At 67.9% G+C, this 15,800-nt stretch carries 8 protein-coding genes; 6 read left to right on the top strand and 2 right to left on the bottom strand.

Annotation, left to right across the window (positions count from 1 at the left end; translation table 11 throughout):
• Nucleotides 1-59: 59 nt before the first annotated feature.
• The gene (locus ACEN8G_RS13995; RefSeq protein ID WP_413416266.1) at nt 60-3,374 is read right to left on the bottom strand and encodes a TonB-dependent receptor; all 3,315 of its coding nucleotides are present in this window, start codon (nt 3,372-3,374) and stop codon (nt 60-62) included.
• Nucleotides 3,375-3,678: 304 nt separating this feature from the next.
• On the opposite strand from ACEN8G_RS13995, the gene ACEN8G_RS13990 reads away from it, so the two are divergent.
• The 6 genes from ACEN8G_RS13990 (at nt 3,679) to ACEN8G_RS13965 (ending at nt 13,241) form a co-directional block, all read left to right on the top strand.
• The gene (locus ACEN8G_RS13990) at nt 3,679-5,130 is read left to right on the top strand and encodes a tryptophan halogenase family protein (RefSeq protein WP_413416265.1); all 1,452 of its coding nucleotides are present in this window, start codon (nt 3,679-3,681) and stop codon (nt 5,128-5,130) included.
• The gene (locus tag ACEN8G_RS13985) at nt 5,127-6,530 is read left to right on the top strand and encodes a tryptophan halogenase family protein (protein ID WP_413416264.1); all 1,404 of its coding nucleotides are present in this window, start codon (nt 5,127-5,129) and stop codon (nt 6,528-6,530) included. The genes ACEN8G_RS13990 and ACEN8G_RS13985 overlap by 4 nt, the downstream gene beginning before the upstream one ends.
• The gene (locus tag ACEN8G_RS13980; protein ID WP_413416263.1) at nt 6,527-8,044 is read left to right on the top strand and encodes a tryptophan halogenase family protein; all 1,518 of its coding nucleotides are present in this window, start codon (nt 6,527-6,529) and stop codon (nt 8,042-8,044) included. Before ACEN8G_RS13985 ends, ACEN8G_RS13980 begins: the two co-directional genes overlap by 4 nt.
• Complete coding sequence (locus ACEN8G_RS13975; RefSeq protein WP_413416262.1) at nt 8,041-9,546, top strand: tryptophan halogenase family protein; 1,506 nt, start codon at nt 8,041-8,043, stop codon at nt 9,544-9,546. The genes ACEN8G_RS13980 and ACEN8G_RS13975 overlap by 4 nt, the downstream gene beginning before the upstream one ends.
• 116 nt (nt 9,547-9,662) lie before the next feature.
• Nucleotides 9,663-11,303 carry a glycoside hydrolase family 43 protein gene (locus tag ACEN8G_RS13970; RefSeq protein WP_413416261.1) on the top strand — a complete coding sequence of 547 codons (1,641 nt, stop codon included), beginning with the start codon at nt 9,663-9,665 and terminating at the stop codon, nt 11,301-11,303.
• A gap of 162 nt (nt 11,304-11,465) precedes the next feature.
• The gene (locus ACEN8G_RS13965) at nt 11,466-13,241 is read left to right on the top strand and encodes a glycoside hydrolase family 9 protein (RefSeq protein ID WP_413416260.1); all 1,776 of its coding nucleotides are present in this window, start codon (nt 11,466-11,468) and stop codon (nt 13,239-13,241) included.
• A 144-nt stretch (nt 13,242-13,385) separates the two neighbouring features.
• Here the strand turns inward: ACEN8G_RS13965 and ACEN8G_RS13960 are convergent, their stop codons facing one another.
• On the bottom strand, nt 13,386-15,779 hold the full coding sequence (locus ACEN8G_RS13960; RefSeq protein ID WP_413416259.1) for a glycoside hydrolase family 3 N-terminal domain-containing protein: 2,394 nt from the start codon (nt 15,777-15,779) through the stop codon (nt 13,386-13,388).
• Between the last annotated feature and the right edge of the window lie 21 nt (nt 15,780-15,800).

The following is a 15,800-nucleotide window of genomic DNA, read 5'->3' as shown; positions in this document are numbered from 1 at the left end:
GCACAAAAAAATGGCGCCGCCGGCGGGAACCGGCAGCGCCAGGCAGGGTGTGTCTCAGGTCAGAAGTTGAAGCGCATGATCGCGGCGAAGCGCCGGTCGTTCATGTACCAGCCGCGCGGCACCTCGACATTCTTGCCGGTCGCGTCGGTCACGATCGCAGTCGTGCGCACCACTTCGTTGAGCAGGTTCGACGCCTGCACGCCGATCTTCACCTGCGGCGAGAAGGAATAGAAGATCGACGCGTCGAGCTGGCCGGTCGCCTTGTTGATGATCGGGTCGTTCGGCACGATCACGTCGCGGATGGTCAGCAGGAAGTCGGAGCGCCACGAATAGGTCGCGCGCAGCGACAGCGGGCCATAGTCGAAGAACGGCGTGATGTTCACCTGGTGCTTCGACAGGCCCTGGAGCGGCAGGTCCTGCAGCCGCACCGTCGTCACCCGGCCCGCGCCCACGTCCGGATCGGTCTCGGACAGCGTGCTCTGCGGCACGCCGCTCGATTCGATATAGGTGTAGTTGGCCTGCAGGCCCAGGCCCTTGAGCGGCCCCGGCAGGAAGTTGAAGGTCTGCTGATAGGCGACCTCGACGCCCTTGATCGTGCCGGTCTCCGTGGCGTTGTCCGGCTTGGTGTAGACCGTGCTGAACGTCTGGCCGTTGTTGGTCAGGTTCAGGCGCTCGGTGTTGTTGGTCACCACGTTCTTCAGGCGCTTGTAGAAGCCCGAGACGGTCAGCTGGCCGACGCTGGAGAAATACCATTCCGCGGTCAGGTCGAAATTGTCGGCCTCGACTGGCTTGAGGAACGGGTTGCCGCGGTTGACCGTCGCCTGGAGGCGGAAGCTGCCGGGGATCACCGTGCCGTCGGCATTGGTGTTCTGCACCGCGTTGACGCGGATGTCGCCATAGTTGCGGATCAGGCCGGTCGCCGGCAGCGAGATGCCCTTGAAATAGGCCGCACGGAACTGCAGCCCGCCGCCCACTTCGAGCTTCAGGTTCAGGCTCGGCAGCCAGTAGCTGTACTTGGTCTTGCCCGGGGTCGGCACGAGCGCGCCGTTCTGGAAGGCACGCACCGAGTCCCGCGTCGCCTGGGGCATGGCGCAGAAGCCCTGGACCACCGCCGACGCGTCGGCCGGCGGCGCCAGGCAGGTCGCCTCGGTCGGCAGGTAGACGCTGCCATAGGTATATTGCTGCACGCCCTGCGAGTCGCGGTTGGTGGTGGTGTAGCGCACGCCGGCATTGCCGGTCAGGCGCAGCCCACCAAGCTGCGTGTCGAAGCGCGCCATCACATAGGCGGCCTTGTTGGTCTCGCGGATCGGGTTGATCTCGCTCGGCAGGAAGGGCGTGCCGGCGATCACGCCGCAGCGTGCGGCCAGCGCGTTCCAGCCGCCGTTGCGCACGACGGTGTCCGACGGGCAGTTCGCCACGCCCGGCTGCCACTCGCGGCCGACCATGTTCGCATAGGCGACATAGGCGGCATAATCGGCGGTCGAGTTGGGCGTGTAGAACATCCGGCCCTGGCCGGCGAGCGGGTTCGGCGCCTGGCCCTGGAAGAAGTTGCTGAAATAATAGGGCGCGTTGTAGTTGCCCAGCACCGCCGAGCCGCCATTGCCGCCGGTCGTGCCGTCGACATTGTCGCTCAGCCAGACCGGGCCGCCATTGCCCCACTGCTCGGAGAGCACGCCCCAGTTATAGGTCGAGAAGCGCGAGATCTGGTCGCGATCGGCCCAGCGTCCGCCGACGCGGATCGACTTGAGGAAGCCGTTCTCGGGCAGGGTATATTCCAGGTCGAGGCGGAAGGCGTCGGAATTGCCGTCGCTGTCCTCGATATGGTCCATCGCCGCGCGCGGGAAGCTGTTGTACGGATCGGTGAAGCTGGTGTGGCCCGCGCCATAGTAGTTGGGCGAATATTGCGAGCCCGGCGCGGCCGCGGGCCGGGCGCCGAAGCCGGCGCAGTCATTGTCGCCGCCCGGCGGGTCCTGCGAATTGGCGGCCGGGCCGCTGCACACCTGCGGCGGCAGGAACTGCACGATCGGATAGTCGCTGCCGCGCAGCTGGATCGAGGCGTTCTGATAGGTCGAGTTCCACAACCCGTTGTCCATCAGGTTGGTCTTCGAATTGACGTGCTGATAGTCGAGCACCACGCCAAGCCGCTCGTTCACGTCCCACTTGAAGTTGAAGCTGTAATCGTCGGTCACCAGCCGCTCGTCATGCGCGCGGGCGATGTTGTTCGATTGCAGGCCCAGCATCGGCACGCGGGCGTCGCCGCCGCTGTTCTGGTCGGCGCGCCAGCCGGTCGGGCCGGTGATCGTGCCGCTGGTGAACATGCCGTCGCTGTCGAAGTTGAGCGTGGTGCCCGGCACGCGCCGCGAATCGCCGTTCGACGATACGTTGTCGGTCGCGATCTCCATGGCGTGCTCGGTCCAGGCCTGGCGCGCGTCGGAACGCAGGAACTGCGCCACCGCTTCCATCGACCCGTCATTGCTGCGCCACTGCGCCGCGGCCGAATAGCCATAGCGGGTGCGGTCGAATTCCTGGCTGCCCATCGCCGCGCCGCGCGGGAACAGCACGCGCTTGTTCACCGTGGTGCCGCCATTGGCGTTCACGTCGCCGTCGGAATAGAGGTTGCGCAGGCGGAAGCTCGAGATCTGCAGGCGGTCCGCGCGGCTCTTCAGGTTCGAATAGGACGCGCTGGCGAGGAAGCCGAACTCGCCGATCGGGGTGTTCCAGCGGTTGCTGATCACGGCCGAGAGGTTGGCGCCCGGATTCTTGGCGAAGTCGCCATAGTTCACTTCGGTCGAGGCCGCGATCACCAGGCCCTTGGCGTCGAACGGCTTGCGGGTGCGCAGGTTGACCACGCCGGCGATGCCGCCCTCGATGCGGTCGGCCGAGGGCGATTTGAACACGTCGACGCCGCCCATCATCTCGGCGGGCACGTCGGCGAAGCTCAGCGAGCGGCCGTTATTGGCGCTGAACGCCTCGCGCCCGTTGAACTCGGAGCGGACATAGGTGAGGCCGCGGACCACCACGCCCGAGCCCTCGACCGAGAAGTGGTCGGGATCGACGCCGGCGGCGAAGCGGTTGATCGACACGCCCGGGATGCGCTGCAGCGTCTCGGTGACCGAGCGGTCGGGAAGCGCGCCGATGTCCTCGGCGGTCACCGAGTCGACGATCACGTCCGAATTCTTCTTCAGCGCCTGCGCGTTCTGCAGCGACTGGCGATAGCCCTGGACGACAATCGTATCCTCGGCCGGCGCATCCTGCGCGCCGCTCGCGGCAGGGGCGGTGTCCTGCGCCCAGGCCGGCGCTGCCACCGAAAAGCAGGCAAGCGCCGCTGCCGAGACGCCGGCGCGCAGCGCCCCCGTCCGGAACCGGCCGGCCATGTCCGCATGATGAATAGAATCGTGCTTTCGCATCGAGCTGTCCCCTCCCGTTGTTAGCGCTATCATTTCAATGCGCGTTTCTTGTTTGTGTCCAACCTAAAGTAGGAGTTATGAAAAGATCAAGCGCCTTGTTGCAGATTTGCGAAAACCGATGATTTCCTGTGCTTTGCAATGGCTTCGCTGCACTGCGGCGTGATTTTCGCAGGTGCGAAAGGGCCGATCCGGCCGCGAGTCGTGCCGTCTTCCGATTGACGATTTCGCGACGGGAGCGCTAACATTCACGCCGGAGAGGGGCATCGCAAGAATGCTGGTGGGGCGCATACTCGTGGTTGGCGGGGGCACTGCGGGGTGGATGGCCGCCGCCGCGCTCGCGCATAAGTTCGCCGGCATGAATCTGGCGATCACGCTGGTCGAATCGGCGGAGATCGGCACGGTCGGCGTGGGCGAGGCGACGATCCCGCACATCCGCCATTTCAACGCGACGCTCGGCATCGACGAGGCGGATTTCCTCGCCGCGACCAAGGGCACCTACAAGCTCGGCATCGAATTCGTCGACTGGGGCCGCAAGGGCGACAGCTATATCCACCCCTTCGCGCAGTTCGGCGAGTCCGTGGACGGCGTGCCCTTCCACCATCAATGGCTGGCGACGGAGGGGGCAGGGGCGTTCGAGGACTATTCGCTCCCGATCCAGGCCGCCCGCCGCGGTCGCTTCCGCCAGCCGGATGGCGATCCCTACAACTATGCCTATCAGTTCGATGCCGGGCTCTATGCCAAATATCTGCGCGCCTATGCCGAGGCGCGCGGCGTCGTCCGGCGCGAGGGCAAGGTGGTCGATGTCGCACTGGACGGCGAAAGCGGCTTCGTCCGCTCGGTCACGCTCGAAAGCGGAGAGACGCTGGAAGCCGAGTTGTTCGTCGATTGCTCGGGCTTTCGCGGCCTGCTGATCGAGCAGGCGCTCCACACCGGCTATGAGCAATGGACGCACTGGCTGCCCTGCGACCGTGCCATCGCCATTCCCTGCGCCAATAACGGGCCGCTCGCGCCGCTCACCCGCGCCGCCGCCAAGCAGTCCGGCTGGTGCTGGCGCATCCCGCTCCAGCACCGCACCGGCAACGGCCATGTCTATTCGAGCGGTTTCATCGATGATGACGCTGCGCTGGAGGTGCTGCTCGCCCAGCTTCCCGCAGAACCGCTCGCCGATCCCAACCGGCTCCGCTTCGTCACCGGCAAGCGCAAGCGCCAATGGGTCGGCAACACCGTGGCGATCGGCCTGTCTTCGGGGTTCCTCGAGCCGCTCGAATCCACCTCGATCCACCTGATCCAGGTCGCGATCGGCAAGCTGCTCGATCTGTTCCCCACCGGCGACTGGGATCCGCTCGACGCCGCCGAGTTCAACCGGGCGATGGCGCTCGAATATGAGCGCGTCCGCGACTTCCTGATCCTCCATTATCACGCCACGCAGCGCGACGATTCCGAATTCTGGCGCCACTGCCGCAACATGGCCCTGCCGGACTCGCTCGCATACAAGCTCCAGCTGTTCCGCGAGCGCGGCGTGGTGGTCCAGTATCGCGAGGGCACGTTCCTCGAGCCGAGCTGGCTCGCCGTCTATCTCGGCCAGCACGTCACCCCGCGCCATCCCGATCCGCGGGCGGGCGGGGAGGGCATCGCCACCGCGCTTGCCACGATGCGCGCCGAGATCGCCGCCGCTGCCGAGGCGATGCCCCGCCATGAGGCGGCGCTGGGGATGGGCGCATGATCCGCTGCATCGGCATCGTCGGCGCGGGTGTCGCCGGCTGGATGGCGGCGCTGGCGCTCCGTCGAGCGCTGCCTGGCGCCAGCATCTCGGTCGTCGAGACCGAAGGCCCGGACTGGAGCCTGGGGCCCTTCGGCCCCGGCGAGACCTGCCTGCCGGGCTTCGAAGCCTGGCTCGCCGACCACGGCATCGACGAAGGTGCGCTTCTTCGCGCCGCCCGGGGCAGCTTCTCGCTCGGCACGGCTTTTTCCGGCTGGGCGGGGCAGGAGACCGACTGGTTCCTGCCCTTCGGCACGATCGGCGCGCCGATCGGCACCATCGCCTTCCACCAGCTCGCCGCCCGCATGCGAGAGGGCGGCCAGGCGCTCCGCCTCGCCGATTTCTCGCTCGCCGCCATCGCCGCCGCCTCGGGCCGCTTCGCCCGGCCGAGCCTCGATCCGCGCTCGGTGCTGTCGAGCTATGGATACGGCCTCCATCTCGACCGCGCCGGCCTGGCCGAGACGCTGCGCCTCGCCTCGGGCCTCGCCTCCGCCGGCCGCTTCCGCGCCTTTGAAGACGATATCGTCACGCTGCAGGACGGCACTTGCCTGGCCGCCGATCTCTGGCTCGATTGCTCGGGCCCGGCCGGGCTGCTTGCTGGCGACAGCGGCTGGGAGAGCTGGGCCGAATGGCTCCCCGTCGACCGCGCGGTAGAGACCTGGAACACAGTCGAGGGCGTGCCACCACCCTATGCCCATGCCGGCGCCTTCGAGGCGGGCTGGCAGCGCACCGTGCCCTTGATCGGCGGGCAGGGTGGGGCGTTGTTCTACGCCTCGTCGTTCCTCCCGGACCAGCCCGGAGCCATTCCCTTCGCCCAGGGCCGCCGCACCCGCGCCTGGGCCGGCGATGTCGTCGCGCTTGGCGGCGCCGCCGTGCTGGTCGAGCCGCTCCACGGCTGGAACCTCGCCTTGCTCCAGAACGCGCTCACCCGTCTGGTCGCCCTGCTACCCGCCGCACCGGGCGGTTCCGAGCCGGCCGAGTATAACCGCCTCGCCGCCAGCGAGGCCGATCGCGTCCGCGACTTCGCGATCCTTCACTACAAGACCAATGGCCGCACCGGCGAGCCCCTCTGGGACCAGGCCCGCGCCGCGCCCGTCCCCGAGACGCTGGCCCATAAGCTCGACCTCTATGCCAGCCGCGGCCGCCTGCCGGTCTATGACGAGGAGCTGTTCGACCCCGAGGAGTGGATCGCGGTGCTCGACGGCCAGGGTGTCCGCCCCCGCCGCCACGATGCGCTCGCCGACGCGATCCCCGAGCCGCAACTCCGCGCCCATGCCGCGCGCATCCGCGAAGTCATCGTCGACGCGGTCCGCCGGATGCCGCACCATGGCGCGACGCTCCGCGAGGAAGGATTGCTGCCATGACCGCCCCCGCGCCGATCCGCAGCATCGTCATCGTCGGCGGCGGCACCGCCGGCTGGATGGCCGCCGCCGCGCTCACCCGGCTGGTCCCCTCCGGCGTCGCGGTCACGCTGGTGGAATCCGAGGAGATCGGCACGGTCGGCGTCGGCGAGGCGACGATCCCGCCGATCCGCAGCTTCAACGCACTGCTCGGCATCGACGAGGCCGATTTCCTCGCCGCCACGCAGGGCACGATCAAGCTCGGCATCGAGTTCGTGAACTGGACTCGCGACCAGCACCGCTATGTCCATCCCTTCGGCGAGTTCGGCTTCGATATCGAGGGCGTGAAGTTCCACCAGGTCTGGCGCAAGTTGCATGAAGCCGGACGGGCCGGTGGAATCGAGGATTACAATGTCTGCGCGCTGGCGATGCAGGCGGGGCGCTACCAGCCGCCGGTGACCGATCCCGGCTCGATCCTGTCGCGCATGGCCCATGCCTATCAGTTCGATGCCGGGCTCTACGCGAAATACCTCCGCACCTATGCCGAGGATCGCGGCGTCGTGCGCGTCGAGGGGAAGGTCGCCCATGTCCCGCTCCGCGCCGAGGACGGCTTCATCGAGGCGGTGGTCCTCGAAGGCGATCGCCGCATCGAGGGCGAGCTGTTCCTCGACTGCACCGGCTTCCGCGCCCTGCTCATCGAGCAGACCCTCCACACCGGCTGGGAGAGCTGGGCGCACTGGCTGCAATGCGACCGCGCCGTCGCCGTTCCGAGCGCAAGCCCGGGCCCCGAGATCACCCCCTTCACCCGCGCCACCGCGCACAAGGCCGGCTGGCAATGGCGCATCCCGCTCCAGCACCGCGTCGGCAACGGCCATGTCTATTGCAGCGCCGACCTCTCCGACGACCAGGCCCGCGAGACGCTCCTCGCCAATCTCGACGGCGCACCCCTGCGCGACCCCTTCCTCCTTCGCTTCGAGGCCGGCCGCCGCAAGCGCGCCTGGGACAGGAACTGCATCGCGCTCGGCCTGTCCTCGGGCTTTCTCGAGCCGCTCGAATCGACCAGCATCCACCTGATCCAGTCGGGCATCCACAAGCTGATGGCGCTGTTGCCGGACACCGGCTTCGGCCATGTCGAGCGCGACGAATATAACCGCCTGACCGACCTCCAGATGGAGCAGGTCCGCGACTTCATCATCCTCCACTACCACGCCAATGAGCGCCAAGACGGCGACCTCTGGCGCCGCATGCGCGAGATGGCGATCCCCGACACGCTCCGCCGCAAGCTCGATCTGTTCCGGGGGCGCGGCCGCTTCTTCCGCTACGAGGACGAGCTCTTCGCCGAATCGAGCTGGATCGCGGTGCTGCTCGGGCAGGGGATCGTCCCCCAGGGCTGGGACCCGCTCGCCGACGCGTTCGACGACGACAAGCTCGCCTTCAGCCTCTCCCGCATCCACGAGATGTTCGCCCGCGCCGCCCAGGCGATGCCCCGCCACGAGGACTGGCTCGCCCGCAACGCGCCCGCAAGGACCCCTGCATGACCGACAACCGCAACATCCGCTCGATCCTCATCGTCGGCGGCGGCACCGCCGGCTGGATGACCGCCGCCACGCTCTCGCGCATCCTCGGCCCCGACTATGCGAAGATCACCCTGGTCGAGAGCGACGAGATCGGCATCATCGGGGTCGGCGAGGCGACCATCCCCCAGATGGCCACCTTCAACCGCATGCTCGGTCTCGACGAGGACCAGTTCGTCCGTGAGACCAAGGGCAGCTTCAAGCTCGGCATCCAGTTCGTGAACTGGGGCCGCATCGGTCACCGCTATTTCCACCCCTTCGGCAAATACGGCCTCGACATGAAGGGGGTGTCCTTCCACGCCTATTATCTCCGCCTCCGCCAGCTGGGCGAGGCGCCGGACGTGGACGACTGGTCGCTCCAGGCGATGGCGGCGCGCGACGACAAGTTCATGCGCTCGATCGACGCGGGCAACTCCCCGCTCTCCGAAATCGCCTATGCCTATCATTTCGACGCCGGGCTCTACGCCAAGTTCCTCCGCCGCTATGCCGAGGACAAGGGTGTCACCCGCCGTGAAGGCAAGATCGTCGATGTGAAGCTGCGCGGTGAGGACGGCTTCGTCCAGTCGGTCCAGCTGGAGGACGGCAGCCAGCTGGAGGCCGACCTGTTCATCGACTGCTCGGGCTTTCGCGGCCTGATCATCGAGCAGGCGCTGAAGGCCGGCTACACCGACTGGTCGCAATATCTCCCCTGCAACCGCGCCATCGCCGTGCCCTGCGCCAGCGTCGACGCCTGGACGCCCTATACCCGCAGCACCGCCCACACCGCGGGCTGGCAATGGCGCATCCCGCTCCAGCACCGCATCGGCAACGGCCATGTCTTCTGCTCGGATTACATGTCCGACGACGAGGCGACCGCGATCCTGATGGCGAACCTCGACGGCGAGCCGCTCGCCGATCCGCGCACCGTCCCGTTCAAGACCGGCCACCGCAACAAGATGTGGGTCAAGAACTGCGTCGCCATGGGCCTGTCCGGCGGCTTCCTCGAGCCGCTGGAGAGCACCTCGATCTGGCTGATCCAGTCGGGTCTGTCGCGCTTCCTGACCATGTTCCCCGACCGCGACTTCAACCAGGCCGATATCGACCGGTACAACCGCATCATGCAGACCGACTATGAGGAGATCCGCGACTTCCTCGTCCTCCATTACCACGCCACCGAGCGCACCGATTCCCCCTTCTGGGACTATTGCCGCACGATGGAGATCCCCGAGCGGCTCGCCGAGAAGATGCGCGTGTTCCGCACCCATGGCCGCGCCTTTCGCGAGAATGAGGAGCTGTTCAACGACACCAGCTGGTTCGCGGTGATGCTCGGCCAGCTGATGGAGCCGGCCGGCCATGATCCGGTCGCCGATGTCATGTCGCTCGAAGAGACCCGCGACCGGCTCGCCCATATCCGCGAGGCGATCGCCAATAGCGCCGCCTACATGCCCAAACACCGCGACTTCATCCGGGACAATTGCGCAGCATGAGCATCTCTTTTTCTTCTTCGTCATCCCCGCGCAGGCGGGGATCCAGGGTTTCTCTGCTGCGGCGCCTGGGGCTCTGGATCCCCGCCTGCGCGGGGATGACGATAGGGGTGGCGGGAATGACGATGGCGATGGTGCCCCCCGCCATCGCCCAGCCGGTCGCGACCTTCTCCAGCTTCACCTATAGCGGCAAGGACGCCTCGGACCTGCTCACCGCCGGCCCGAACGACTATCGCAACCCGGTCCTCAAGGGCTTCTACCCCGATCCCAGCGTCACAAGGGTCGGCGACGACTTCTATCTCGTCAATTCCACCTTCAGCTGGTTCCCCGGCATCCCGGTCTTCCACAGCCGCGACCTCGTCCACTGGACGCAGATCGGCAACGCGATCGACCGGCCCGGCATGCTCGATTTCAAGCAGCTCGGCCTGTCGCGCGGCGTCTTCGCGCCGTCGATCCAGGCGAAGGACGGCATTTTCTACCTGCTCAACACCTGCGTCGATTGCGGCGGCAATTTCCTGCTCACCGCGAAGAACCCGGCAGGCCCCTGGTCCGACCCTGTCTGGCTGCCCGACATGGAAGGCGGCATCGATCCCTCGATGTTCTTCGATGACGACGGCCGGACCTGGGTGGTCAATAACGGCCCGCCCGAAGGCACGCCGCTCTACCAGGGCCACCGCGCCATCTGGGTCCAGGAGTTCGACCGCAAGGCGAACAGGACCTTCGGCCCGCGCAAGGTGCTGGTGAACGGTGGCATCGACCTCGCGAAGAAGCCGATCTGGATCGAGGGGCCGCACATCTTCAAGAAGGATGGCTGGTATTATCTCAGCTGCGCCGAGGGCGGCACTGCCGAGGGCCATAGCCAGGTGATCCTGCGCTCGAAGAACGTCACCGGCCCCTATGAGGCCTGGTCCGGCAACCCGATCCTCACCCAGCGCGACTTGGCCGCTGACCGGGCGATGCCGATCACCTCGGCCGGCCACGCCCAGCTCGTCACCACCCCCGACGGCAAATGGTGGGCGACCTTCCTCGCCGTGCGCCCCTATGCAGGCGATTTCTACACCACCGGCCGCGAGACCTTCCTGCTGCCGGTGGAATGGAAGGACGGCTGGCCAGTGATCCTCCCGCCGGCCACCGCGATCCCCTGGACGCACGTCAGGCCTGCATTGCCCCAGGGCAAGGCCCCGATCCCCACCACGGGCGCCTTCACCCTGCGCGACGATTTCCGCGGCAAGCTCCCGGCTTACTGGATGATGCTGCGCAATCCCCGCGACGACTGGTATCGCACCGGCGCCGCCGGCCTGATGCTCAAGGCGCGGCCGGTGGGTCTGGGCGACAATGCCAACCCAAGCTTCCTCGCCCGGCGCCAGCAGCACATCAATGCCGTGGCCGAGACCGCAGTGCAGTTCGCCCCCGAGAAGGAAGGCGACCGCGCCGGCCTCGCCGTGCTCCAGAACGACGACTACTGGTTCTTCGTCGGCCGCAAGCGGGTGAACGGCAAGGACGTGATCACGGTCGACCAGCGCGAAGGGCCGGACAGCCCCAGGCTCGGCAAGACCCTCTTCACCGCCGCCGCGCCCGTCGGCACGGTCAGGCTGCGCATCGCGGTGCAGGGCCGCAACTACGCCTTCAGCTATGCCGCGCCGGGCGCCCGACCGGCCTGGAAGCCGCTCGGCAAGGTCGAGACCGACGGCCTGACCACCAAGGTCGCCGGCGGTTTCGTCGGCTCGGTCTTCGGCCTGTTCGCCGGGGCAGGGGAGTGAGGAGCCTTTTAAATCCTCCCCCGCCAGGGGGAGGTGGCGCGCGCAGCGCGACGGAGGGGGAGGTAAGCAAATCGGGAGTTGGTTGCTTACCTCCCCCTCCACCAGCTTCGCTGGTCCCCCTCCCCCTGGCGGGGGAGGATTGAGGTGGCGCGCCGTCTCGATTTGGCGTTCGCTGTCGCCCCTTTGCTCCTCACCGCCGCCGCCGCACCCGGCCCGGTCATCAACCTCAACCAGCTCGGCTTCCGGCCCGGCGACCCCAAGACCGCTATCGTCGAGGCCGAAGGCGCCCCGCTCGACTGGCAGCTGATCGACGCCACCGGCAACCCCGTCGCCAGCGGCAAGGCGCAGCCCTTCGGCCCAGACGCCGCCTCGGGCGCCACCCTCCAGCGCATCGATTTCTCGAGCTTCGGCACCGCCGGCAGCGGCTACCGGATCCGCATCGGCGCCAGCGAAAGCGCGCCCTTCGACATCCGCCCCAATCTCTACCGCCCGCTCGCCCGCGACGCGCTCGCCTTTTTCTACCACCAGCGTGCCGGCATCCCGATCGAGGCGCGCATCGTCGGCGAGAAATGGGCGCGCCCCGCCGGCCATGTCCGCGAGGTCGCGAAATGCTTCGCCGGCAAGGACGGGCGCGGCACCGAATGGACCGGCTGCCCCTATAGCCTCGACGTGACCGGCGGCTGGTACGATGCCGGCGACCACGGCAAGTACGTCGTCAATGGCGGCATCTCGCTATGGACGCTGCTCAATGCCTATGAGGGCAATCCCCAGGCGCTGCGGCAGCCAGCCAATGGCGCCGCCGGCCTGCTCGCCGAAGCCCGCTACGAGATGGAATTCCTGCTCAGGATGCAGGTCCCCGAAGGCACCCGTTTGCGCGTGCCCGTCGGCAAGCCCCGGCCGGTGCCCGGCAAGCCCGCCTGGGAAACCGCGCCGCCGCCCTTTGCCGAGATCCAGGCCTCGGGCATGGCGCACCAGAAGGTCGCCGATCGCGCCTGGACCGCGCTGCCCACCCCGCCGCAAAGCGACACCCAGGAGCGGCTGCTCTATCCGCCCACCACCGCCGCGACGCTCAACCTCGCCGCCACCGCCGCGCAATGCGCCCGGGTCTGGCGGAAGGCGGATCCCGATTTCGCCGCGCGCTGCCTGATCGCCGCCGAGCGCGCCTTCGCCGCGGCGAAGCGCAACCCGGAAGTCTATGCCACCAACAGCTTCACCGGCTCGGGCGGCTATGGCGACAATGACGTGTCCGACGAATTCTACTGGGCCGCGGCCGAGCTGTTCGCCACCACCCGCAAGCCGGAGTACCGCGCGGTAGTCGAGGCCTCGCCCCATTTCCGCGGCGAAGCCGGCGAGCCCGGCTGGCCCCAGGTCGCGACGCTCGGCACGATCACCCTGGCGACCCAGCCCGACCTGCTGCCCGCTGCCGAGACCGATCGCCTGCGCGCCAGCCTGGTCGCCGCCGCCGATCGCTTCCTCGCCGACACGCGGGCCAGCGGCTACCGGATCCCGTTCCCCAATCGCTATGGCTGGGGTTCCAATTCGAACCTGCTCAACCGCGCGATGCTGCTCGGCCTGGCCTTCGACCTGACCGGCAACGCGAAATACCGGGCAGGGGTGATCGACGTTGCCGACTATCTGCTCGGCCGCAATCCGAACCGCGTCTCCTATGTCAGCGGCTATGGCAGCGTCTCGATGCGCAACCCGCATCACCGCTTCTGGGCACCGTCGCTCGATCCGAAACTTCCCGGCCCGCCGCCGGGCGTGCTCTCGGGCGGCCCCAATGCCACCGCCATGGCCGATCCGGTCGCGATGAAGCTCAAGGGCCGCTGCGCACCCCAGCGCTGCTGGGCGGACGACGTCCACGCCTATGCGCTCAACGAAGTCGCGATCAACTGGAACGCGCCGCTGGTATGGGTGGCGGCTTGGTTGGCTGAGTAAATCCTCCCTCGAGAAGCGGGGGAGGGGGACCGCCGCCAAAGGCGGTGGTGGAGGGGGCCTGGCCGCGAGCGCGTCGCCCGCTGAGATGCCCCCTCCGTCGCGCTACGCGCGCCACCTCCCCCGCTTGCGCGAGGGAGGATTTGCCTACTTCACCGTCAGCGTGACGCTCTTCAGATCCACCGAATTCGGCCCAGCCGAGATCGTGAACGTCCCCGGCTCGACAACCCGCTTCATCGCCACGTTCCACAGCGACAAATCCTTCGGCGTCAGCTCGAACGACACCGTCTTCTTCTCGCCGGGCTGCAGCGTGACTCGCTGGAAGCGCTTGAGCTCGATCAGCGGCCGGGTGACGCTCGCCTCGTCGTCCCGCACATAGAGCTGGACCACCTCGTCGCCGGCGCGCTTGCCGGTGTTGGTCACGTCCACGCTCACCTTCACATTGTCGGCGATCCCGATCGTGCCCGTGCCCAGCACCGGCGCACCCACCTCGAAGCTCGAATAGGACAGGCCATAGCCGAACGGGTAGAGCGGGCTGGTGTCGCCGAACAGGTATCCGCGCCGCGCGGTGGGCTTCCTGTTGTAGTAGATCGGCAGCTGGCCGACGCTGCGCGCGATCGACACGGGCAGCTTGCCGCCCGGGTTGAACCGGCCGAACACCACATCGGCCAGCGCGTTGCCGGTCTGCTCGCCCAGGTACCACCCCTCGATCAGCGCCGGCGCCTTCTCGGCGAGATAGTTGACGGCATAGGGCCGGCCGTTGAGCAGGATCACCACCACCGGCTTGCCCAGCGCGAAAATCTCCTTCGCCAGCTGGTCCTGCGGCCCGGGCAGGTCGAGCGTGTCGCTGTCGCCCAGATGCTCGTCGGCCCAGGCTTCGCGGCTCAGCGCCTCGTTGCCGCCCAGCACCATCACCACGACATCGGCGTCCTTCGCCGCCGCGACCGCGTCGGCGCGCAGCTTGTCGTTGGTCGCCGCGTCGGTCAGCACCACCTTGTCCTGCGCCCAGACATGGCCCTCGGTCAGGCGCACGCCTTCCGAATAGTCGACCTGGAACTTGCCCTTGCCCTCGGCCTGCATCGCCTCCAGCACCGAGACGACATGGTTCGGCACGTCCGAATAGCCGCCGATCGGCGTGTCCTTGGCGTGCGTGCCGATCACCGCCATCTTCCTTATGCCGGCAGCATCCAGCGGCAGCAGGCCATTGGCGTTCTTGAGCAGCACGACCGACTCCCGCGCCGCCTGGCGGGCGAGGGCGATCGCCTCGGGGGTGTTGGTCTTCTTCGCCGCGGTCTTCACATCCGCATAGGGGTTCTCGAACAGCCCGCCTTCGAACTTCATCTCGAGCACGCGGCGCACCGCATTGTCGATCTGGCCCTGGCTGACCTTGCCCTCGCGGACCAGCTGGATGAGGAAATTGAATCCTTCCCCGTCCGGCGTCTCGACATCGACGCCCGCATCGATCGCCCGCGCGCCGGCATCCTTGACGTCCTTGAACATCCGGTGCCGCGTCACGAGCTCGCGCACCGCGAAATAGTCGCTGACCACCGCGCCCTTGAAGCCCCATTCGCCGCGCAGCACGTCGTGGAGCAGCCACTTGTTGGCATGGCTCGGGATGCCGTCGATCTCGTTGTAGCTCGCCATCACCGCGCGCACCGGCAGCTGGGTCACCGCGCTCTCGAAGGGCGGGAAGAAGTCCTCGCGCAGCGTCCGCTCGCCGAGCGAGGCCGGGCCGATATTGGTGCCGTTCTCCGGCTGGCCGTGCCCGGTCATGTGCTTGAGCGTGACGAACACCTTGTCCTTGGCCAGCGGCAGCGTCGTGCCCTGGAAGCCGCGGATCGCCGCCAGCCCCATCTCGCTGACCAGGTACGGATCCTCGCCATAGGTCTCCTCGATCCGCCCCCAGCGCGGATCGCGCGCCACGTCGACCACCGGCGCCAGCACCAGGTTGGCGCCGCGCGCCCGCGCCTCGGACGCGGCGACGCTGAACACCTTCTCCAGCAGTGCCGGATCCCAGGTCGAGGCGAGGCCGATCGACTGCGGGAAGCTCGTCGCCCCCGGCGCGACCAGCCCGTGCAGCGCTTCCTCGTGCATGATCATCGGGATACCGAGCCGGGTCTTCTCCACCGCCCATTTCTGCGCGGCGTTGATATAGGTCGCGGTGTCCACCGCATTGCGGTTCGCCCCCGCCGCATCGGCACCGGCATTCACCGTGCCCGTCGCCACGCCCTTGCGGTCCGACGGGCGCGAGATCATGCCCAGGCCGTTGGGGAAGGACCGGCTCGCCTTCACCGGATCGAAATCGCCCGACGGCGTCTGGATCGCGTCCTTCTTCAGCCAGATCGCCACCAGCTGGGCGACCTTCTCCTCCAGCGTCATGCGCGCGAGCAGGTCGTCGACGCGCGCATCCACGCTCTGGCCGGCATCCTTGTAGAGCGGCTTCCCGGCCTGCGCGGTCTGCGCCTGGGCCGGGGCGGCAAGCACCGGGGTCAGCGCCGTGGCGGCGATGGCAAGCGCGGCGATGCGGCGGAAATTGCGCAAGGTCCTCTCCCTCTGGATTGC

The organism is Sphingomonas sp. Sphisp66 (assembly GCF_047324325.1).
Taxonomy (GTDB): domain Bacteria; phylum Pseudomonadota; class Alphaproteobacteria; order Sphingomonadales; family Sphingomonadaceae; genus Sphingomonas.
This window is presented reverse-complemented; position numbering and strand designations above follow the sequence as displayed.

Coding starts and splice junctions, on each gene's coding strand:
- ACEN8G_RS13995 (WP_413416266.1), bottom strand. CDS start 3,374: ATGGCCGGCCGGTTCCGGACGGGGGCGCTGCGCGCCGGCGTCTCGGCA.
- ACEN8G_RS13975 (WP_413416262.1), top strand. CDS start 8,041: ATGACCGACAACCGCAACATCCGCTCGATCCTCATCGTCGGCGGCGGC.
- ACEN8G_RS13980 (WP_413416263.1), top strand. CDS start 6,527: ATGACCGCCCCCGCGCCGATCCGCAGCATCGTCATCGTCGGCGGCGGC.
- ACEN8G_RS13990 (WP_413416265.1), top strand. CDS start 3,679: ATGCTGGTGGGGCGCATACTCGTGGTTGGCGGGGGCACTGCGGGGTGG.
- ACEN8G_RS13970 (WP_413416261.1), top strand. CDS start 9,663: ATGACGATGGCGATGGTGCCCCCCGCCATCGCCCAGCCGGTCGCGACC.
- ACEN8G_RS13985 (WP_413416264.1), top strand. CDS start 5,127: ATGATCCGCTGCATCGGCATCGTCGGCGCGGGTGTCGCCGGCTGGATG.